At 67.8% G+C, this 19,367-nt stretch carries 19 protein-coding genes; 13 read left to right on the top strand and 6 right to left on the bottom strand.

The genetic code is table 11. From position 1 onward, the window contains the following. The first annotated feature begins 32 nt into the window (after window positions 1–32). Window positions 33–794 (top strand): triose-phosphate isomerase, encoded by a 762-nt coding sequence (gene tpiA, locus AC07N1_RS03855; RefSeq protein WP_494670596.1) that lies wholly within the window; start codon window positions 33–35, stop codon window positions 792–794. 175 nt (window positions 795–969) lie between these two features. Here tpiA and AC07N1_RS03850 read toward each other — a convergent pair whose 3' ends face one another. After that, window positions 970–1,485, bottom strand: coding sequence for a GNAT family N-acetyltransferase (locus AC07N1_RS03850; protein WP_494670595.1), 516 nt, complete (start codon window positions 1,483–1,485; stop codon window positions 970–972). A gap of 142 nt (window positions 1,486–1,627) precedes the next feature. On the opposite strand from AC07N1_RS03850, the gene secG reads away from it, so the two are divergent. The 5 genes from secG (at window position 1,628) to eno (ending at window position 6,715) form a co-directional block, all read left to right on the top strand. Further along, a complete protein-coding gene (gene secG, locus AC07N1_RS03845; RefSeq protein ID WP_494670594.1) occupies window positions 1,628–2,059 on the top strand; it encodes a preprotein translocase subunit SecG in 432 nt (143 codons plus the stop codon). 88 nt (window positions 2,060–2,147) lie between these two features. Then, the gene (pyrG, locus tag AC07N1_RS03840; RefSeq protein WP_494670593.1) at window positions 2,148–3,800 is read left to right on the top strand and encodes a CTP synthase; all 1,653 of its coding nucleotides are present in this window, start codon (window positions 2,148–2,150) and stop codon (window positions 3,798–3,800) included. Window positions 3,801–3,915: 115 nt separating this feature from the next. Then, window positions 3,916–4,098 carry a 50S ribosomal protein L32 gene (gene rpmF, locus AC07N1_RS03835; protein WP_110122084.1) on the top strand — a complete coding sequence of 61 codons (183 nt, stop codon included), beginning with the start codon at window positions 3,916–3,918 and terminating at the stop codon, window positions 4,096–4,098. A 226-nt stretch (window positions 4,099–4,324) separates the two neighbouring features. Then, on the top strand, window positions 4,325–5,326 hold the full coding sequence (locus AC07N1_RS03830; RefSeq protein WP_494670592.1) for a retroviral-like aspartic protease family protein: 1,002 nt from the start codon (window positions 4,325–4,327) through the stop codon (window positions 5,324–5,326). A 108-nt stretch (window positions 5,327–5,434) separates the two neighbouring features. After that, window positions 5,435–6,715 (top strand): phosphopyruvate hydratase, encoded by a 1,281-nt coding sequence (eno, locus tag AC07N1_RS03825; protein WP_494670591.1) that lies wholly within the window; start codon window positions 5,435–5,437, stop codon window positions 6,713–6,715. 75 nt (window positions 6,716–6,790) lie between these two features. On the opposite strand, the gene AC07N1_RS03820 is transcribed toward eno, so the two are convergent. Together AC07N1_RS03820 and AC07N1_RS03815 are read right to left on the bottom strand one after the other, a co-directional pair. Continuing rightward, window positions 6,791–7,681, bottom strand: coding sequence for an alpha/beta hydrolase (locus AC07N1_RS03820; protein ID WP_494670590.1), 891 nt, complete (start codon window positions 7,679–7,681; stop codon window positions 6,791–6,793). A gap of 32 nt (window positions 7,682–7,713) precedes the next feature. Next, window positions 7,714–8,292: a hypothetical protein gene (locus AC07N1_RS03815; RefSeq protein ID WP_494670589.1), complete on the bottom strand. Its 579-nt coding sequence runs from the start codon at window positions 8,290–8,292 to the stop codon at window positions 7,714–7,716. Window positions 8,293–8,671: 379 nt separating this feature from the next. Here AC07N1_RS03815 and AC07N1_RS03810 point away from each other — a divergent pair, with 379 nt between their 5' ends. The 7 genes from AC07N1_RS03810 to AC07N1_RS03780 all read left to right on the top strand — a co-directional run bounded on the left by AC07N1_RS03810 (window position 8,672) and on the right by AC07N1_RS03780 (window position 16,628). Further along, window positions 8,672–8,968, top strand: a complete 297-nt coding sequence (locus AC07N1_RS03810) for an FtsB family cell division protein (protein ID WP_058348879.1) — start codon at window positions 8,672–8,674, stop codon at window positions 8,966–8,968. A gap of 175 nt (window positions 8,969–9,143) precedes the next feature. Continuing rightward, window positions 9,144–10,175 (top strand): pyruvate dehydrogenase (acetyl-transferring) E1 component subunit alpha, encoded by a 1,032-nt coding sequence (gene pdhA, locus AC07N1_RS03805; RefSeq protein WP_494670588.1) that lies wholly within the window; start codon window positions 9,144–9,146, stop codon window positions 10,173–10,175. Beyond that, window positions 10,172–11,527: a pyruvate dehydrogenase complex E1 component subunit beta gene (locus tag AC07N1_RS03800; protein ID WP_494670587.1), complete on the top strand. Its 1,356-nt coding sequence runs from the start codon at window positions 10,172–10,174 to the stop codon at window positions 11,525–11,527. Before pdhA ends, AC07N1_RS03800 begins: the two co-directional genes overlap by 4 nt. A gap of 147 nt (window positions 11,528–11,674) precedes the next feature. Next, the gene (locus tag AC07N1_RS03795; protein ID WP_494670586.1) at window positions 11,675–12,979 is read left to right on the top strand and encodes a pyruvate dehydrogenase complex dihydrolipoamide acetyltransferase; all 1,305 of its coding nucleotides are present in this window, start codon (window positions 11,675–11,677) and stop codon (window positions 12,977–12,979) included. A 117-nt stretch (window positions 12,980–13,096) separates the two neighbouring features. Beyond that, a complete protein-coding gene (locus tag AC07N1_RS03790) occupies window positions 13,097–13,573 on the top strand; it encodes a glutathione peroxidase (RefSeq protein WP_492855315.1) in 477 nt (158 codons plus the stop codon). Window positions 13,574–13,654: 81 nt separating this feature from the next. Next, window positions 13,655–15,055, top strand: coding sequence for a dihydrolipoyl dehydrogenase (gene lpdA / locus AC07N1_RS03785; protein ID WP_110122074.1), 1,401 nt, complete (start codon window positions 13,655–13,657; stop codon window positions 15,053–15,055). 157 nt (window positions 15,056–15,212) lie between these two features. Beyond that, window positions 15,213–16,628: an OprO/OprP family phosphate-selective porin gene (locus AC07N1_RS03780; protein WP_494670585.1), complete on the top strand. Its 1,416-nt coding sequence runs from the start codon at window positions 15,213–15,215 to the stop codon at window positions 16,626–16,628. Here AC07N1_RS03780 and AC07N1_RS03775 read toward each other — a convergent pair. The 3 genes from AC07N1_RS03775 to AC07N1_RS03765 form a co-directional block, all read right to left on the bottom strand. Next, the gene (locus tag AC07N1_RS03775) at window positions 16,625–17,095 is read right to left on the bottom strand and encodes a hypothetical protein (RefSeq protein WP_494670584.1); all 471 of its coding nucleotides are present in this window, start codon (window positions 17,093–17,095) and stop codon (window positions 16,625–16,627) included. The two genes, AC07N1_RS03780 and AC07N1_RS03775, sit on opposite strands and share 4 nt — an antisense overlap. A 72-nt stretch (window positions 17,096–17,167) precedes the next feature. Then, the gene (locus AC07N1_RS03770; RefSeq protein ID WP_494670583.1) at window positions 17,168–17,563 is read right to left on the bottom strand and encodes a DoxX family protein; all 396 of its coding nucleotides are present in this window, start codon (window positions 17,561–17,563) and stop codon (window positions 17,168–17,170) included. 136 nt (window positions 17,564–17,699) lie between these two features. After that, a complete protein-coding gene (locus AC07N1_RS03765; protein ID WP_494670582.1) occupies window positions 17,700–19,253 on the bottom strand; it encodes an AMP-binding protein in 1,554 nt (517 codons plus the stop codon). Window positions 19,254–19,367 lie beyond the last annotated feature (114 nt).

Raw genomic sequence — 19,367 nt, 5'->3', positions numbered from 1 at the left:
TCCGAAGGGGGCGCGTCCCCAAAGCCAACCTCATGACCGTTTCTCTGACGACGCCCCGGCCTCTGATCGCCGGAAACTGGAAGATGTTCGGCCTCGAGGCCTCGCTGGACGAGGCCAGGGCGGTGGCCGCGGCGGTCGCCGAAGTCCCGCCGGCCGCCCGAGTCGCCATCTGTCCGCCCGCCACGCTTCTGCACCGCATGGCCGAGGTGCTGTCGGGCGAACCCGTGCTCGTCGGCGGCCAGGACTGTCATTGCGCGGCCCAGGGCGCGTTCACCGGCGACGTCTCGGCCGCCATGCTGGTCGACGCCGGCGCCCGCCTGGTGATTCTCGGCCACTCCGAGCGGCGCGGCGGCTACGGCGAGACCTGCGAGCTGGTGTCGGCCAAGGTCGAGGCCGCCCTGGCCGCGGGCCTGGAGCCCATCGTCTGCTTCGGCGAGACCCTGGCCCAGCGCCAGGCGGGCCAGGCCGAGGCCATCGTCACCGGCCAGGCCCGCGATTCGCTGCCGGCCAGCCTGGCGGGCCAGGCCTTCGCCGTCGCCTATGAGCCGGTCTGGGCCATCGGCACCGGCCTGACCCCGACCCCGGCCGACATCACCGCCATCCACAAGGCCATCCGCGCCATCCTGGTCGAGCGCTTCGGCGAGCAGGGCGCGGGCGTGCCGATTCTCTACGGCGGCTCGGTGAAGCCCGAAAACGCCGCCGAGATCCTGGCCACCGAGGAAGTCGGCGGCGCCCTGGTCGGCGGCGCCTCGCTGAAGGCCGCGGACTTCCTAGCGATCATCCGGGCGGCTTAGGGGAGCGCCCCTCTCCCCTTGCGGGAGAGGGTGGCCTGCGAAGCAGGTCGGGTGAGGGGTCTCTCAGATCTCAAAACCGCGTGTAGCGGTCAGGCCGGGCAGGCGTCTCCCATCTGAGAGACCCCTCATCCGTCGGCCTTCGGCCGCCACCTTCTCCCGCGAGGGGAGAAGGATCCTACAATTCCACCCCGTACAGCCGCCCGTCCCGGCGTTCCCCGTCCCGGTCAACCTGGCCCTTCAGATAGGCCGCGCCCTTGAAGCCCAGGCGTTCCAGCAGCTTCTCTGCGCGGGCGTCGCCCACCTGGGTGCGGGCCACGACGTGCTTGAGGTCGCTGGCGGCGGCGTGGGCGAGGAGGGCGCTGACGGCTTCGTGGGCGTAGCCGTTGCCCCAGGCCTCGCGGGCCACGATGAAGCGCAGTTCGGCCCGGTGGCGGCGCTCGTCGATCTCGACGAACTCGCAGGCGCCGACGAAGGCCCCGGTCGCGGTCAGGCGGATGGTCCAGTAGAGCGCGGTCCCGGCCTGCATGTCCTCGACCTGGCCGACCACGCAGGCGGCGACCTCGTCGGGATCCTCCAGCGGCGCCCGGTCCCAATGCGCCATCATTTCCGGATCGCTGAGGAACGGATAGATGAGCGGGGCGTCTTCGGCGACCAGGGGCTTCAGGGTGAGGCGTTCGGTCTCGAGAATCATGCGCGCCCTAAAACTGGATTGGGAACTTGAGTTGGCAGGCCGTCGCCCCACCTATGGCGTGCGCGCGCCGGTAGTGGTAGAGGGGCCGCTTCGTTTTTCGCAGCCGGTCCTCTGACTGCACTGAATCGAGAACTGTTTCGTCATGCTCATCGCCATCCTGCTGGCCATCAACATCATCGTCTGCATCGCGCTGATCGGCTTCGTGCTGCTCCAGCGTTCGGAAGGCGGCGCGCTCGGCATGGGCGGCGGTGGGGCGGGCAGCTTCATGACAGCCCGGGGCGCCGGCGACTTCATGACCCGGATGACCTGGATCCTGTTCTCGGTGTTCCTGGTCATCAGCCTGGTGCTGACCATTCTGACCGGTCGCATCGGCAGCGCTGATTCGGTCGTCGACAAGCTGAAGATCGACAATCTCGACACCAAGACCCTGAACGCCCCCGCGACTCCGGCCGCTCCCGCCACGACCGCCCCGGCGCCGATCCAGGCTCCGACCCCGCAGCTTGGCGCTCCGGCTCCCGCGGTTCCGGCCACGACCGCTCCGGCCCAAACTCCGGCCCAGACCCCCGCCCAATAAGGGCGGGGCTCAGGCTCGGAAGCGAAACTTGTTTATGAACGTCGGTCTTTTCGCCGCGATCGCCGAATCGCGGGTAATCTGAGCGCCCATGACGCGGTACATTTTCATCACCGGCGGCGTGGTTTCCTCCCTTGGAAAAGGCCTCGCCTCCGCAGCGCTCGGCGCTCTCCTTCAGGCTCGCGGCTATTCCGTCCGCCTGCGCAAGCTCGATCCCTATCTGAACGTCGATCCGGGCACCATGAGCCCGTATCAGCACGGCGAGGTGTTCGTCACCGACGACGGGGCCGAGACGGACCTGGATCTGGGGCACTACGAGCGCTTCACCGGCGTGTCGGCCAAGAAGGCCGACAACATCACGACCGGCCAGATCTACAAGACGATCATCGAGAAGGAGCGCCGCGGCGACTATCTGGGCGCGACCGTCCAGGTGATTCCGCACGTCACCAACGAGATCAAGGACTTCGTCCTCTCGCCCGCCATGGACGAGACGGGCCAGAAGTCCGTCGACTTCGTGCTCGTCGAGATCGGCGGCACGGTCGGCGACATCGAGGGCCTGCCGTTCTTCGAGGCCATCCGCCAGCTGCGCCAGGACCTGCCGCGCGGCCAGAGCTGCTACGTCCACCTCACCCTGCTGCCGTTCATCAAGACGGCCGGCGAGATGAAGACCAAGCCGACCCAGCACTCGGTCAAGGAACTGCGCTCGATCGGCATCCAGCCGGACATCCTGCTCTGCCGTTGCGAGCAGGAGATCCCGGTCGAGGAAAAGCGCAAGATCGCCCAGTTCTGCAACGTGCGCCCGAGCGCCGTCATCCAGGCCCTGGACAGCTCGTCGATCTACGCGGTGCCGATCGACTACCACAAGGAAGGCCTCGACGCCGAGGTGCTCGACGTCTTCGGCATGAGCGACGCGCCCAAGCCCGACCTGTCGCGCTGGGAAGCCATCGACCACACCGTCCAGCATCCGGACGGCGAGGTGACCATCGCCGTCGTCGGCAAGTACACCGTGCTGAAGGACGCCTATAAGTCCCTCATCGAGGCCCTGCACCACGGCGGTCTGGCCAACAAGGTCAAGGTCAACCTCGACTGGGTCGAGAGCGAGACCTTCGAGGGCGACGAGAACGCGGCCGCGGCCCGTCTCGAGAACGCCCACGCCATCATGGTGCCCGGCGGCTTCGGCGAACGCGGCGCGGAAGGCAAGATCCGGGCGGCCCAGTTCGCCCGCGAGCGCAAGGTGCCGTACTTCGGCATCTGCTTCGGCATGCAGATGGCGGTCATCGAGACCCTGCGCAACGTGGCCGGCATCGCCGACGCCTCGTCCAGCGAGTTCGGGCCCACCGAGCGCCCGGTCGTCGGCCTGATGACCGAGTGGATCAAGGGCAACGAGACCGTCTCGCGCAAGGCCGGCGACGACCTGGGCGGCACCATGCGCCTGGGCGCCTACGACGCCGTGCTGCAGCAGGGCTCCAAGGTCGCCGAGATCTATGGCGAGACCGACATCGTCGAGCGCCATCGTCACCGCTACGAGGTCAACATCGGCTACAGCCACAAGATGGAGGAGGCGGGGCTCAAGCTCACCGGCCGTTCTCCGGACGGCGTGCTGCCCGAGATCGTCGAGCGCGACGACCATCCGTGGTTCATCGGCGTTCAGTTCCACCCGGAACTGAAGAGCCGTCCGTTCGCCCCGCACCCCCTGTTCGCCAGCTTCATCGCGGCGGCCAAGGAGCACGGTCGATTGGTCTGAACTGGCGAGTTGCATGTCTGGAGAGATTCAGGCATAAGCGCGCCCTCACGCGGCGACCTGGGCTTTCCTGAGTCGCCGCTTCCGATTTTCACGCTCAGCGAGCAGAGTCACTTCGATGGCCGTTCCCAAAAGAAAAACTTCGCCTTCTCGCCGGAACATGCGCCGGTCGCACCACGCCCTGGGCGCTAACTCGTTCATCGAGGACAAGGACACCGGCGAGCTGCGCCGTCCGCACCACGTCGATCTGAAGACCGGCCTGTACAACGGCAAGCAGATCCTGACCCCGAAGGAAGACTAAGGTCTTTCTCGGACGCGCCCGCCGAACCGGCGAGCGCTCCAGGATTTAGCGCCTGACGCTTCGAAAGCGCCGCCCAGTTCGCCTGGGCGGCGCTTTTCGTCGTGGGTTGGTCCAAGCGGTGCTAGAGTGGGCGTCGGATCGCCAATGGGACGATCCCAACAAAGCCAGGAGCGCGGTCAGCGCCGAGAATGGCGTGATCAGACTCCGGCGAACTGGGAGGTTCGCCATGTTCACGCGTCGCACCCTCGCGTGCGGCCTCGGCGCATCGTTCGCCGCCGCGCCCTCGCTCGTCCATGCCTTTTCGCCCGGCCAGGCCCCGCAGGCCGTTTCGCCGGCTTCCGCGGCCGTCGTACCGCCTCCGCCCGCTCCGACCGCGCCGCTCTACGTCATCGACACGGCCATCGACGAGTCGGAGCGGATGACCGTCGAGGCCCAGATCAACGGCCAGGGGTCGTACCGCTTCGTGGTCGATTCCGGCGCCGATCGCTCGGTGATCTCGCAGACGCTCGCGGCGCGCCTCGACCTGCCGCGTGGGCGCGACGTCATCGTCCACGGCATCGGCGGTTCGGCGATCACCCCGACCGCGCGCATCGCCCACCTGTCCACCGGCGAAGCGCACCTGGCCGATGTCGAGCTTCCGGTGCTGGCGCCCGAGCGGGTCGGCGGCGACGGCCTGCTGGGCATCGACATCCTGCAGGACCGCTCGGTGGTCATGGACTTCAAGAGAAACCGCCTGGAGGTGCGCCACAGCACGCCGGAGTACCGGTTCTTCCGACGGCCCCAGGAGGTGCAGGTCGAGGCCGACCAGCGCTTCGGGCGCCTCACCGTCGTCAACTGCCGGGTCAACAACATCCGCACCCTGGCCTTCATCGACTCGGGCGCGGGCTCGTCGATCGGCAACATGGCGTTGTCGAAGGCGATCCAGGCCAAGGCCCGCAAGGGCGCCGATCCGGCCCTGGCCGTGCGCCTGCTGGGCGTGGCGGGCAGGGAGACGATCGGCGAGTACCGGGTCCTGCGGTCGATGAACATGGGCGACCTGCGGATGACCAACCTGGCCGTGGTCTTCGCCGACTTGCACATCTTCGATCACTGGAAGATCAACGAGAAGCCGGCGATCCTGCTGGGCGTGGACGTGCTGAAGCTGTTCGCCCGGGTCGAGCTCGACTTCGGCTCCGAGCAACTGCTGTTCCGCCTCGGTTCGGGCGGGCCGCCGGTCCTGCAGGCGTGACGACGAAGCGCTGACGCAGCGGAACTTCGACCCGGCCGAACGCCGGTCTTGGTTGCGGCGACGCGGCGGCGCGGCTAAGGGGAAGCGCCTTTTCTTTCGGGAGCTCCCATGACCGAGATCGTCGACATCATCGCCCGCGAAATCCTCGATAGCCGCGGCAATCCGACGGTCGAGGTCGACGTCGTCCTCGAGGACGGCGCCTTTGGTCGCGCCGCGGTGCCGTCGGGCGCCTCGACCGGCGCCCACGAAGCCGTCGAAAAGCGTGACGGCGACAAGTCGCGCTACCTCGGCAAGGGCGTCCGCCAGGCCGTGGAAGCCGTCAACGGCGAGATCTTCGACGCCCTGTCGGGCGTGGACGCCGAAGACCAGCGCCGCATCGACAGCCTGCTGATCGGCCTCGATGGCACGCCGAACAAGGCGCGCCTGGGCGCCAACGCCATCCTCGGCGTCTCGCTCGCCGTGGCGAAGGCCGCCGCCGAGTCGGCCGGCCTGCCGCTGCACCGCTACATCGGCGGCGTGAACGCCCGCGTGCTGCCGACCCCGATGATGAACATCATCAACGGCGGCGCCCACGCCGACAATCCGATCGACATCCAGGAATTCATGATCCTGCCGACCGGCGCGGTCAGCTTCTCCGAAGCCCTGCGCATGGGCGCCGAGATTTTCCACGGCCTGAAGAAGGCCCTGAAGGACGCCGGCCACAACACCAACGTCGGCGACGAAGGCGGCTTTGCTCCCAACCTCGCCTCGGCTGAGGCCGCGCTCGACTTCATCGTCAAGGCCGGTGAAGCCGCGGGCTACAAGGCCGGCGACGACTTCCTGCTGGGCCTCGACGTCGCCTCGACCGAGTTCTTCAAGAACGGCAAGTACGAGCTGGAAGGCGAGGGCAAGTCGCTCGACCCGTCGCAGATGGTCGACTACCTGGCCGACCTGGTTTCCAAGTTCCCGATCGCCTCGATCGAAGACGGCATGGCCGAAGACGACTTCGCCGGCTGGAAGCTGCTGACCGACACCCTGGGCAAGAAGGTCCAGCTGGTCGGCGACGACCTGTTCGTGACCAATCCCAAGCGCCTGCAGATCGGCCTCGACCAGGGCCTGGCCAACTCGATCCTGGTCAAGGTCAACCAGATCGGCACCCTGTCGGAGACCATCGACGCCGTCGATCTGGCCCACCGCCACGGCTACACCAGCGTCATGAGCCACCGCTCGGGCGAGACCGAGGACAGCACCATCGCCGACCTGGCCGTGGCCTTGAACTGCGGTCAGATCAAGACCGGCTCGCTGGCCCGTTCGGACCGGCTGGCCAAGTACAACCAGCTCCTGCGCATCGAGCAACAGCTGGAAGACCAGGGCGTCTACGCCGGCCGCGCCGCCCTCAAGGGCCGCTGATCGGGCGGACCACGGTCCGAGTTGAAAGATAAGAGCGCGCCGGGTCCGCCCGGCGCGCTTTTTCGTGTCCGATCCTCAGCCGGGAAGCCGGTCCAGCCAGGCCAGGAACTGCCCGCCCCAGGCGGTCTCCGGCGCCGGCGGGCGCGAGCGCAGGGCGAAGCCGTGGCCGCCGGTCGGGAAGACGTGCAGCTCGGCGGTCCCGCCCAAGGCGACGATGTCGCGCGCCGCGTCCCGACTGTTGTCGGCCGAGACCTTGGGATCGTCCTCGGCGTGGAACAGGAAGGCCTTCGTGGGGCTGTTGAAGCCATGGAACGGCGTCGCCTGCGGCGGCGCCTTGGGCCGGGTCAGCCAGGGATAGCCCAGGCCGATGAAGTCGGGGAGGGAAGGGGCCGCGTCCAGGGCGTCGACCGGCGGATAGAGGGCCGCGGCTCCGCGCGAGGCCAGGGCCGCGGCCAGGGTCCCGCCGGCCGAGAAGCCCAGCGCGCCGACAGAAGGGGCGCTGGTCCGGCTTCTCAGCAGGCGCAGCGCGCGCTGGGCGTCCTGCAGCGGCGCGTCGAAGCGGGCGGCCCATGGATCCTTCGGCAGCCGATAGACCAGCACCCCGGCATAGACGCCGTTGGCGGCCAGCCAGCGGGCGACCTCGTGGCCTTCCTTGTCGGCCACCACCTTGCTGAACCCGCCGCCGGGAATGACCAGCACCGCCGCCTTCGGCTTCGCGGCCTCCGCCGGCGGATAGAGCGTCAGCGTCGGGCGGGTGACGCCCTCGATGCTGTAGTCGACACGGCCGTCAGGCCAGTTGTAGGCCACGCGCCGCTCCTCGGCCGTGACCCGCTCCCCGCCCGGCGCCGGGCCCGGCCACAGGGCCAGGACCTCCGGTCCAGGTTCAGCCCGGGCTGTTCCCGCCCCGCAGAGGGTCAGAGCGCCGCCGGCCGCCATCAACCGGCGGCGGTTCCAGTCGCGGTTCATCACGGTGTCTCCAATCACGGGAGGCGGGCGTGTCAGCCCTGCACGAGCTGCGCCCGGGCTTTCACCTCGGCCAGGGTGAGATCCTTCTTCATGACCATGTAGCCGGTCACCGCGTGCCAGGCGTCCTCGCCCAGGCCGTCGGTCTCCGCGCCCGTGGCGCCGCCGTTGATGCGGTCGGTGGTCGGCATCACCGGGCGGCCGGGCAGGGCGACATCGCCCAGCACCAGGTCGTTGGCGTCGTTGGTCTTGCCGCGCCAGCCGCAGGTCTCGAACCGGACCAGGCGTTCCGGCGCGAAGGCCTGGGTCAGCAGCATCAGCTTCATCGTGCCCGTGGCGGCGACTTCGGCCTGCTGCATGGCCCGTGCTTCCTGGCGAGCCACCGAGCGGCCGTAGGTCACCCAGCGGTCCTCGCCCTCCCAGAGAGTCTTGAAGATCGAGCTGTTCATCGGGATCACCAGCCCGCCGCCGAAGTCGAGCCTGGGCGGATCGCCCTTGATCATGTTCGGCCCGCCCTTGCGGCCCTTCACGACGCCGTCGTCGCGCTGGCGGGCGACGGCGGTCAGCGGGAAGGCGACGACCGCCAGGCCGGCAAGGGCGTGTCTGCGAAGCATGTCGTTTCTCTCCCCGAAGCGCGGCGATTTGCACGCGAGGCGCGTGATCGCTCAACCTTAGACGGCACCTGGAAAGCGTCACCGCGGCGATTCTGAGGCGTCGGCGCCGTTAAAACAGGCGTGGCCGGTGTTCGATCAAAAAAGACCGACCACATTTTTTCTAAAAGCTGGGGCGGCTTTAGAAAAACAGAGGTTTCAACCATTCTCGCGGCTGCGAACGAAATGCCGCGATGCGGTATCTCGATGCCCCTGAAACGGTCTCATTTGAAAGTATTTTGAGCCTGCTCGCGCGCTATTTGCAAGCCCCTTGCAGGCTTGGGGATTTAGACCGTGTTAAGCACGTTCTGGCAGCCTGAAGCTCCCTGTCCGGGATTCGCCGATGTTCGCTCGACTGCAACCCTACCTGCCGACCGCGGCGCTCCTTCTCCTGATCACGTACTTCGTCTTTCACGCTCTGACGGGCGAGAGAGGCCTGCTTTCCTCGTCTCAACGCAACGCGGACTTGGCCGCCAAGACGATGGAACTTAAGAAGATCCGCGCTGAGAGGATGGACCTGGAGGCTCGGGCTCGTCTATTACGCAGCGGCAGCCTGTCGGCCGATCTCCTGGAGGAACGTGCGCGTTCCCTCCTTGGATACGCCGATCCCAAGGACTACGTGATCCGCACCAAGCGCTGAGCTGGGTCGGTTCACACCGGTCCTAGGCTGTCTTGTAGACCACACTTCAGGTTGCGGCCTGGAGGGCGGTCTCGGCGTCAACATGAGCGCGATCCTGCGCCGGAAAGCCGCACAGCGGCGGCGACGGAAGCCTCTGAGATGAAGGCCGTTATGGTGATTGGCCAGGGAGAGTTTAATGGCGCGAACGCGCAAGGGTGAAGCCTCGACGGAGAAGGGCGCCGACACCGGTGTCAACGCCTTCGTCGGCAAGGAAGAGCTTCTCAAATTCTATCAGGACATGCTGCTGATCCGCCGCTTCGAGGAGCGCGCCGGCCAGCTGTACGGCATGGGCCTGATCGGCGGGTTCTGCCACCTCTACATCGGTCAGGAAGCCATCGCGGTCGGCATGCAGTCGATCTCGCATCAGGGCGACCAGATCATCACGGGCTACCGTGACCACGGCCACATGCTGGCCGCCGGCATGGATCCCAAGGAAGTCATGGCCGAGCTGACCGGTCGCGCTGGCGGTTCGTCGCGTGGCAAGGGCGGCTCGATGCATATGTTCGACATCGAGACCGGCTTCTACGGCGGCCACGGCATCGTCGGCGCCCAGGTGGCGCTCGGCACCGGCCTGGCGCTGGCCAACCACTACAAGGGCAACGGCAACGTCTCGTACGCCTACTTCGGCGACGGCGCGGCCAACCAGGGCCAGGTCTACGAGAGCTTCAACATGGCCCAGCTGTGGAAGCTGCCGGTCGTGTACGTGATCGAGAACAACCAGTACGCCATGGGCACCAGCGTCGAGCGTTCGGCGTCGGAAACCGCCTTCCACAAGCGCGGCGTCTCGTTCCGGATCCCGGGCGAGGAAGTCGACGGCATGGACGTGGTGGCCGTGCGTGAAGCCGGCGCCCGCGCCAGCGAGCACGCCCGCAGCGGCCAGGGTCCCTACATCCTCGAGATGAAGACCTACCGCTACCGCGGCCACTCGATGTCCGACCCGGCCAAGTACCGCACCAAGGAAGAGGTCGACGAGGTCAAGACGACCCGCGATCCGATCGACCACATCAAGGAACGCCTGGCCGCGGCCGGCGTCACCGAGGACGATCTGAAGACCGTCGACGGCGAAGTGAAGCGCATCGTGGCCGAAGCGGCCGAGTTCGCCCGCACCAGCCCCGAGCCGGACCCCTCCGAACTCTACACCGACGTATACCTGGAGGCCGCCGAGTGACGGACATCCTGATGCCCGCGCTTTCCCCCACCATGGAGGAAGGCACCCTGGCCAAATGGCTCGTCAAGGAAGGCGACACCATCAAGGCCGGCGACGTGATCGCCGAGATCGAGACCGACAAGGCGACGATGGAAGTCGAAGCCGTCGACGAGGGGGTGATCGAGGCCATCCTCGTTCCGGCCGGCTCGGAGAACGTCAAGGTCAACACCCTGATCGCCAAGCTGGCGGGCGAAGACGGCGCCTCGGCGTCGGCTCCGGCTGCTGCTCCGGCCGCTGAAGCCGCCCCGGCTGCTGCTCCGGCCGCTCCCGCTGCTCCAGCCCCGATCGCCGTCTCGGCCTTCGCGGATCCGGAACTGCCGGAAGGCACGCCGACCAAGAAGATCACCGTGCGCGACGCCCTGCGCGACGCCATGGCCGAAGAGATGCGCCGCGACGACCGCGTGTTCCTGATGGGCGAGGAAGTCGCCCAGTACCAGGGCGCCTACAAGGTCAGCCGCGAACTCCTGCAGGAGTTCGGCGACAAGCGCGTCATCGACACCCCGATCACCGAGCACGGCTTCGCCGGCATGGGCGTCGGCGCGGCGATGGCGGGCCTGAAGCCCATCGTCGAGTTCATGACCTGGAACTTCGCCATGCAGGCGATCGACCACATCATCAACTCGGCGGCCAAGACGCTGTACATGTCGGGCGGCCAGATCAAGTCGTCGATCGTGTTTCGCGGTCCCAACGGCGCGGCCTCGCGCGTCGGCGCCCAGCACAGCCAGGACTACGCGGCCTGGTACGGCAACATCCCGGGCCTGAAGGTCATCGCGCCGTACGACGCGGCCGACGCCAAGGGCCTGCTGAAGGCCGCCATCCGCGACCCGAACCCGATCGTCTTCCTCGAGCACGAGATGATGTACGGGCACGAGTTCGACATCCCGGACGTCGAGGACTACGTCGTGCCGATCGGCAAGGCCAAGGTCCGCCGTCAGGGCACGGACGTAACCCTGGTCGCCTACAGCCGCATGGTGGGCTTCGCCCTGCAGGCCGCTGAGGCCCTGGCCGCCGAAGGCATCTCGGCCGAGGTCGTCGACCTGCGGACGATCCGCCCGATGGACCACGCCACGGTCCTGGAAAGCGTCAAGAAGACCAACCGCCTGGTCACGGTCGAGGAAGGCTGGGGCCCGATGGGCGTCGGCGCCGAGATCGTCGCCCGCATCACGGAGTTCGGCTTCGACTACCTGGACGCCCCGCCGCTGCGGGTGCACCAGGAAGACGTGCCGCTGCCCTATGCGGCCAACCTGGAAGCCCTGTCGCTGCCGTCGGTCGACAAGATCGTCAAGGCGGCCAAGGCGGTCTGCTACCGCTGAGACCGGCGCGGCCCCCGCTCCTGACGGGCGGGGGCCGCATCGTCTCGGTCAACGAATTCATCCCGCCCCAGGGCGGGGTATCGAGGACGACGGCCCGGCACACCATCGGGGCCGACATCGTCCCGAACGCTTGAGGAAAGAGCTCAAATGTCGATCGACATCCTGATGCCCGCCCTGTCGCCCACCATGGAAGAGGGCACCCTCGCCAAGTGGCACGTCAAGGTCGGCGACACCGTCAAGGCCGGCGACGTCATCGCCGAGATCGAGACCGACAAGGCGACCATGGAAGTCGAAGCCGTCGATGAGGGCGTGATCGAAGCCATCCTGGTCGACGCCGGGACCGAGAACGTCAAGGTCAACGCGCTGATCGCCAAGCTGGCGGGCGAGGGCGAAAGCCCCGCGCCGGCGCCCAAGGCCGAAGCGCCCGCCGCCGCTGTCGCCGAGGCCCCGAAGGCCGCTGCTGCTCCGGCTCCCGCTGCTGCTCCGGCCGCTCCGGCTCCGGCTGCTCCCGTGGCCGCCGACGGCTCGCGCGTCTTCGCCTCGCCGCTGGCCCGTCGCTTGGCCGCCGCCGCCAGCCTCGACCTGAAGTCCATCAAGGGCTCGGGTCCGCACGGCCGCGTGGTCAAGTCGGACGTCGAAGCCGCCAAGAGCGGCGGCGCCCCGGCCGCCAAGGCCGCTCCGGCCTCGGCTCCCGCCGCCGCTTCGGCCCCGGCCGCCGAGCCGCGCAAGGTGCAGTCGCTGGAGCAGATGGGCATCCCCGCCGGCTCCTACGACCTCATCCCGCTGGACGGCATGCGCAAGACCATCGCGCGCCGCCTGACGGAAAGCTTCCGCGACGTGCCGCACTTCCCGCTGACGATCGACATCGAGCTGGACGGCCTGCTGGCCGCCCGCGCGAAGATCAACAGCCTGCTGGAAGGCCAGGGCGTGAAGGTGTCGGTCAACGACATCGTCATCAAGGCCGCCGCCGTGGCGCTGAAGCGCGTGCCGGAGGCCAACGCCTCCTACACGCCCGAAGGCATCGCCATGCACAAGCATGCCGACATCGCCGTGGCCGTGGCCATCGACGGCGGCCTGATCACCCCGATCATCCGCGCCGCCGAGACCAAGGGCCTGGCCCAGATCTCGGCCGAGATGAAGGACCTGGCCGCCCGCGCCAAGGCCAAGAAGCTGAAGCCCGAGGAATTCCAGGGCGGCACCTTCTCGGTCTCGAACCTCGGCATGTTCGGCATCAAGGCCTTCTCGTCGATCATCAACGAGCCGCAAGGCGCGATCATGAGCGTCGGGGCCGGCGAGCAGCGTCCGGTCGTCAAGAACGGCCAGCTGGCCGTGGCCACGGTCATGACCGTGACTCTGACCTGCGATCACCGCGTGGTCGACGGCGCGGTCGGCGCCAGGTTCCTGGCGGCCTTCAAGCCGCTGATCGAGGAGCCGCTGACCCTGATCGTCTAAGGACGCTCTCTAAATCCTCGCCTCTCGGTCAAACGCGGGGCGGGGATTTCGGATACGGCGCGACGAGGCCCCATCCTGGGCTTTTCAGGACGGGGACGGCCCCGGGGAGAACACGCGATGTCGGTCTACGAATTCTCGGCCAAGACGCTCGAAGGCAAGGACGTCAGCCTGGCTGACTATCGCGGCCAGGTGCTGCTGATCGTCAACACCGCCAGCAAGTGCGGCCTGACCCCGCAGTACGAAGGCCTGGAAGCGCTCTACAAGGCGAGCAAGGACCGCGGCCTGACCATCCTGGGCTTTCCGTGCAACCAGTTCGGAAGCCAGGAGCCTGGCACGGCCGAAGAGATCGGCAGCTTCTGCTCGCTGACCTACGACGTGACCTTCCCGATGATGGCCAAGATCGACGTCAACGGTCCCTCGGCCCATCCGCTCTACGCCTATCTGAAGAAGCAGCAGAAGGGCGTGCTGGGCACCGAAGGCATCAAGTGGAACTTCACCAAGTTCCTGATCGATCGCGACGGCAACGTCGTCGAACGTTTCGCCCCGACCACCAAGCCGGAAGAGCTCCAGGCCGCGGTCGAGGCGCTGTTATAGATTTCCCAGGCCGGCCCCGCGGGGCCGGTCGTTCGACGCCGCCGCTCCCCCGCGCGGCGTCCAAGCCAGGGTAAGACTACCATGTCCACGGAATTCGATGTCGTCGTCATCGGCGCCGGTCCGGGCGGCTATGTCGCCGCCATCCGCGCCAGCCAGCTGGGTCTGAAGACGGCGATCGTCGAGCGCGAGAATCTGGGCGGCATCTGCCTGAACTGGGGCTGCATCCCCACCAAGGCGCTGCTGAAGTCCGGCGAGATCTTCGAACAGCTGTCGCACCTGGACGCCTACGGCCTGGCGGTCGAGAAGCCCTCGTTCGACTTCAACAAGATCATCGAGCGTTCGCGCGGCGTGGCCAAGACCATGTCGGGCGGCATCGCCTTCCTGATGAAGAAGCACAAGATCGAGGTCATCGAGGGCGAGGCCAAGCTCGAGAAGGGCAGCCCCGCTCCGAAGGTCGTGATCGCGCTGAAGGCCGGCGGCAGCCGCACGGTCCAGGCCAAGAACGTCATCCTGGCCAGCGGCGCCCGCGCCCGCAACATCCCGGCCATCGGCGCCGTTTCCGACGGCGACAAGGTCTGGACCTATCGCGACGCCCTGGCGCCGAAGTCCATGCCGAAGTCGCTGGTCGTCATCGGCTCGGGCGCCATCGGCATCGAGTTCGCCAGCTTCTACCGCGCCCTCGGCGCCGAGGTGACCGTCGTCGAGGCCGTCGACCGCATCATGCCGGTCGAGGACGCCGAGGTCTCCAAGGCCGCCCAGAAGGCCTTCGAGAAGCGCGGCATCAAGTTCCGCATCGGCGCCAAGGTCACCAAGATCGACAAGACCGCCACCGGCGTGTCGGTCTCGGTCGAGGTCGGCGGCAAGGCCGAACAGCTGACCGCCGAGAAGTGCATCGTCGCCATCGGCATCGTTCCGAACACGGAAGGCACGGAAGCTGTCGGCCTGACGCTGGACCGCGGCCACGTGGTCACCGGCAAGCACGGCGAGACCAACGTGCCGGGCCTCTACGCCATCGGCGACGTCGCCGGCGCGCCCTGGCTCGCCCACAAGGCCAGCCATGAGGGCATCCACGCCGCCGAGTACATCGCCGGCTACAAGACGCCCAACGTCCACTCGCCGATCCCGGGCTGCACCTACGCCAACCCGCAGGTGGCCTCGGTGGGCTACACCGAAGCCGGCGCCAAGGCCGCGGGCCTCGAGGTCAAGGCCGGCCGCTTCCCGTTCAAGGTCAACGGCAAGGCCGTGGCCGCGGGCGAGACCGAGGGCTTCGTCAAGACCGTGTTCGACGCCAAGACCGGCGCCCTGATCGGCGCCCACATGATCGGCCACGAAGTGACCGAGATGATCCAGGGCTTCGTCACGGCCATCACGCTGGAAGCGACGGAAGAAGACCTGCACGGCATCGTCTACGCTCACCCGACCATGTCGGAAGCCATGCACGAAGCCTCGCTCGACGCCTACGGCCGCGTCCTGCACATCTGATCCGGCCCACGATTTGGGGTTGTCCGGGTTTCGTCCGAAGGCGGATGAAATCCGGTCTCCGGGGCCTCCCCAGACACACTTTGTCACGGGACAGCAAAAACCCGGTCGCTATGAAGACCCGCCCGGCAGGCCGCCGGGCGGGTCTTCTGCATTCCGGGTGACGATCTTGCGCGCCTCCATCCTGCTTCCGCTGGCGACGAGCGTCGCCGGGCTTTGCCTCGCCACGTCCGCAGCCCAGGCCCAGGACAGGCCGCTGAGCGCCGAGGACGCCGCCGCATTGCGGGCCGAGATCGCGACCCTGAAGGCCCAGCTCCAGCGCATGGAGCAGCGGCTCGACGGTGCGACCGGCGCGCCCCAGCGCACGGCTCCGCCAGCGGCGTCCATCGCGACCGCAGCCGCGCCGACGAAGGCGCCGTCGTCGCCGACCGAGATCGCCTGGAAGGGCTCGCCGCAGTTCACCGCCAGCGGCGGCCGCAGCTTCAAGGCCAAGGGGCGCATCCAGACCGACGTCGGCTATGTCGGCCGCCCCGACGGCTCGACCGATCGCGGCCTCGGCTACGCCGCCGAGATGCGCCGCATTCGCCTGGGTGGGGAGGGGAGCCTGGGCGCCGGCATCGGCTACAAGCTGGAGCTCGAGCTGTCAGACAACGGCGTCGACCTGGTCGACACCTTCGTCACCTACAAGGCCGGCGGCTGGCAGTTCGCCCTGGGCAACCAGAACCAGTTCCAGTCGCTCGACGAACTGACCGGCGACACCTCCGGCTCGGTCATGGAGCGCGCGGCCTTCACCGACGCCTTCAGCTTCGAGCGCCGGCTGGGTCTGGCGGCCCAGTACGAGAAGGCCGCCTGGCTGCTGCAGGCCGGCCTGTTCGCCGACGACATCACCGCGCTCTCCAACGACAGCGACGGCGCCAGCGGCGGCGACGAGAACAACAGCTACGGCCTCGACGGCCGCCTGGTCTATGCGCCCAAGATCGGCAAGACCCAGCTGCACCTGGGCGGCTCGGCCCACTGGCGCGACCTCAAGCGCGTGGGCGACGCCGGCACGCGCTATCGCCAGCGACCCTACGTCCACACCAGCAACACCCGCCTGATCGGCACCTCGACGCTCGCCGTCAGGGACGAAGCCCATTACGGCCTGGAAGTCGCCTTCGTCCGCGGTCGCCTGCACGGCGCGGCCGAGACCCACTGGCTGGAAAGCGATCTGGCGAGCGGCCCCGACGCGCGCTTCTTCGGCGGCTATGCCGAACTGGGCTGGTTCCTGACCGACGACACCCGCGGCTACAAGTCCGGCATCTTCGACCGCGCCAAGCCCCGCAAGCCGCTGGGCGGCGGTGGGATCGGCGCGGTGCAGGTCAACGCCCGCTACGACCATCTCGACCTCAACGACGGCCCGATCGTCGGCGGACGGCAGGACGCGCTGATCGCCGCCCTGATCTGGCAGCCGGTCGAGTACCTGCGCTTCAACCTCAACCACGCCTACCTAGCCTACCAGGACGCCACGCCCCTGGCCGATGGTGATCGCGACTACGGCGTACACGTCACCGGCGCGCGGATGGAACTGGACTTTTAGCGGCTCGGACAGGCTTTGGCGGGGACCAGCCTGATGTTGTCGGCGTTCAGCGGGACGTCATGGCCGTCCTCGGCGTCGATATCCCAGACCGAGGCCTTGCCGGCGAAGGTGGCTGGGATCTCGCCAGTGGCCTGGTAGATCGTTTCTTTCTGGACAGGCCCGTAGAGGGTGATCAGGGCCAGCGACTCCAGGCTCTTTGGATTGCGCTCCCTCAACCAGCTGACCCCCTGGCCGCCTTCGCCGATCAGTTCGGCGTCAGGCGTCAGGCTTCCGCCCGCCGTGATCCGCCAGCCATGGGGGATCTGGCAGACCGCATTGAATTTGACGCCCCAGGTCGTGAAGCTGAAGCCGTCGATCATCTGCCCGGTCTTCACCGGCAGGCCGACGATCGACAGCAGATAGGTTTTGGGGACGTCCGCCGGCGGGGCGACGGCCAGGGCAAGCATGAAGGGCAGGAGGGCGCTCATGGCGCCATCCTGCGACAATTCATGGCTGCTGTGCAGCTTCCTTCAATTTTTCCGACAGCCGGATGGTCGCGCCTACGGCCGCTTCCGCACCTGGGCGTCCACGCTCCATTCCCCCGGCCCGGCGAACACAAGGTAGAGGAAGATGAAGCTGAACAGGATCGCCGCCTCGCCGCCGTTCAGCGCCGGCCAGAAGCCCTGGCTGAAATGGGCCAGGAAGTAGGCCACAGCCATCTGGCCCGACAGCAGGAACGCCACCGGCCGGGTGAACAGGCCCAGCGCCAGCAGGCCGCCGCCCACGACTTCCAGCACGGCCGCGGCCAGCAGCAGCGGCGGCAGCGGATCGGGCGCGCCGGGCTGGGCGGCCGGGAAATGGAAGAGCTTCATCAGGCCGTGCTCCATGAAGAGCAGGGCGGCGATGATGCGCAGCAGGCTCAGCACCCGCGGGGCCCACACGTACAGTCGTTCCAAGGCTTTCTCCCGTTCCAACGCTTCGGTTCACGCAGTCGACCGCCGCTCTTTCCGCGAAGGAATAGGAGCGACGGCCGCAAGCTCTACTGAAACGCCCGGGGAGGGGCGAAAGTTCGTCGGTCTGTAAGGCGGGCCGTCAGGCGGCCTGGCTGTCGGTCTCGGCCATGCGCTGGATCGCGACATAGTCGGTCTTGCCGCTGCCCAGCACAGGCACCTGCATGACCTTGAGGATCTTGCGCGGCACGGCCAGTTCGGGCGCGCCGATCGCCTGGGCATGAGCCACCAGCGGCGCGGCCGTGGCGGTCTGGCAGTCGGTGACCAGGATCAGCTTCTCGCCCTTCTTCTTGTCGGGCATCGAGATCACGGCGTGGCGGCCGTTGGGCCACACGGCCACGGCCAGGTCCTCGGCGGCGGTCAGCGACACCATCTCGCCGCCGATCTTGGCGAAGCGCTTCACGCGGCCCTTGATGGTGATCCAGTCGTCGTCGGTCATGGTGACGACGTCGCCGGTGTCGTGCCAGCCGCCTTCGGGGGCGTCCAGGCCGCCGTCCTCGCGTAGATAGCCCGACATGATGTTGGGGCCGCGCACGTAGAAGCGTCCCCCCTCGGCGATGCCCTCGACCGGTTCGAGACGGGTCTCGATGCCGGGCAGCAGGCCGCCCACGGTGCCGGCGCGGTTGTCGGTCGGCTTGTTGACCGCGATCACCGGCGAGGCCTCGGTGGCGCCGTAGCCTTCCAGCACCGGCACGTCGCCGAAGCGCTCCTTGATCAGGGCGTGGGTCTCGTCGCGCACCTTCTCGGCGCCGCAGACGATAAACTGCAGCCCGCCCAGTTCGTCGGTCTCGGACGCCCGGGCGTACTGGTTGACGAAGGTGTCGGTGGCCAAGAGCAGCGAGGCCTTGCTGTCCTTGATCAGCGGCGGGATCTGCTTGGTGTGCAGCGGCGAGGGATACTCGAACGCCTTCATGCCCTGCAGCAGCGGCAGGATCACGCCGGCGGTCAGGCCAAAGCAGTGGAACACCGGCAGCGGGTTGAACATCACCCAGGCCGGATCCAGCGGAATGTGGGCGGCGATCTGGGCGGCGTTGGAGACGAGGTTGGCCTGGCTCAACACCACGCCGCGCGGCGCGCCGAAGCTGCCCGAGGTGAACAGCACCACGCCCTTGTCCGACGGCTTGGCCGGGCTGCGGAATTGGCGCGGGAAGGCCCCGGCCGCGGCCGCGAACAGCTTGTCGGTGAGGCCGATCGTCTTGCGGACGTCTTCCAGGTAGACGACCTTGGCCAGATCGTCGATCGCATCGACCACGTCGTGCAGCTTGCCCAGTTCGATGAACTTGTGGGCGGTCAGCACGTGCCGGACGTTGGCCAGCTTCACCGCGGCCTTGATGTTCCGCAGGCCCGCGGTGAAGTTCAGCATGGTCGGCACGCGGCCGAAGGCGTGCAGGGCGAAGAACACGACGACCGCGCCGACGCCCGACGGCAGCAGCACGCCGACATGTTCGCCGGGCTTGGTCATGGCCGCGATCTTGCGGCCCAGGGCGAAGCTGGCCCGGATCAGGTCGGTATAGCTCAGAGGGTTGCGGTCCTGGTCCTCCAGGATCGGCTTCTTGGCTCCGAACTTGTCCTTGGCGTCGATCAGGGCGTCGAAGAGCGCCTTTTGGCCGTCTTCGGCTTTAAAAACTACCGGCATGCCGGCGAAACCTCCCACAAAGGCGCGAGTTCCGCCCTCGTTCGATTGAGCAGGGAGCCTAGCGATCCCGGCGGGGTTTGCAAAGATCGGTCACGTTTCGTGATCGAACCCTGT

Source organism: Caulobacter sp. GW821-FHT09B11 (assembly GCF_059418205.1).
The sequence above is the reverse complement of the archived record's forward strand: the minus strand, read 5'-3'. Positions and strand labels throughout refer to the sequence as shown.

What these genes read in the sequence shown, in the direction of transcription:
- eno (WP_494670591.1), top strand. Translation starts at nt 5,435, where the DNA reads ATGACCGAGATCGTCGACATCATCGCCCGCGAAATCCTCGATAGCCGC.
- pdhA (WP_494670588.1), top strand. Translation starts at nt 9,144, where the DNA reads ATGGCGCGAACGCGCAAGGGTGAAGCCTCGACGGAGAAGGGCGCCGAC.
- rpmF (WP_110122084.1), top strand. Translation starts at nt 3,916, where the DNA reads ATGGCCGTTCCCAAAAGAAAAACTTCGCCTTCTCGCCGGAACATGCGC.
- AC07N1_RS03820 (WP_494670590.1), bottom strand. Translation starts at nt 7,681, where the DNA reads ATGAACCGCGACTGGAACCGCCGCCGGTTGATGGCGGCCGGCGGCGCT.
- AC07N1_RS03830 (WP_494670592.1), top strand. Translation starts at nt 4,325, where the DNA reads ATGTTCACGCGTCGCACCCTCGCGTGCGGCCTCGGCGCATCGTTCGCC.
- AC07N1_RS03815 (WP_494670589.1), bottom strand. Translation starts at nt 8,292, where the DNA reads ATGCTTCGCAGACACGCCCTTGCCGGCCTGGCGGTCGTCGCCTTCCCG.
- AC07N1_RS03790 (WP_492855315.1), top strand. Translation starts at nt 13,097, where the DNA reads ATGTCGGTCTACGAATTCTCGGCCAAGACGCTCGAAGGCAAGGACGTC.
- AC07N1_RS03765 (WP_494670582.1), bottom strand. Translation starts at nt 19,253, where the DNA reads ATGCCGGTAGTTTTTAAAGCCGAAGACGGCCAAAAGGCGCTCTTCGAC.
- pyrG (WP_494670593.1), top strand. Translation starts at nt 2,148, where the DNA reads ATGACGCGGTACATTTTCATCACCGGCGGCGTGGTTTCCTCCCTTGGA.
- lpdA (WP_110122074.1), top strand. Translation starts at nt 13,655, where the DNA reads ATGTCCACGGAATTCGATGTCGTCGTCATCGGCGCCGGTCCGGGCGGC.
- AC07N1_RS03810 (WP_058348879.1), top strand. Translation starts at nt 8,672, where the DNA reads ATGTTCGCTCGACTGCAACCCTACCTGCCGACCGCGGCGCTCCTTCTC.
- AC07N1_RS03775 (WP_494670584.1), bottom strand. Translation starts at nt 17,095, where the DNA reads ATGAGCGCCCTCCTGCCCTTCATGCTTGCCCTGGCCGTCGCCCCGCCG.
- tpiA (WP_494670596.1), top strand. Translation starts at nt 33, where the DNA reads ATGACCGTTTCTCTGACGACGCCCCGGCCTCTGATCGCCGGAAACTGG.
- AC07N1_RS03850 (WP_494670595.1), bottom strand. Translation starts at nt 1,485, where the DNA reads ATGATTCTCGAGACCGAACGCCTCACCCTGAAGCCCCTGGTCGCCGAA.
- secG (WP_494670594.1), top strand. Translation starts at nt 1,628, where the DNA reads ATGCTCATCGCCATCCTGCTGGCCATCAACATCATCGTCTGCATCGCG.
- AC07N1_RS03795 (WP_494670586.1), top strand. Translation starts at nt 11,675, where the DNA reads ATGTCGATCGACATCCTGATGCCCGCCCTGTCGCCCACCATGGAAGAG.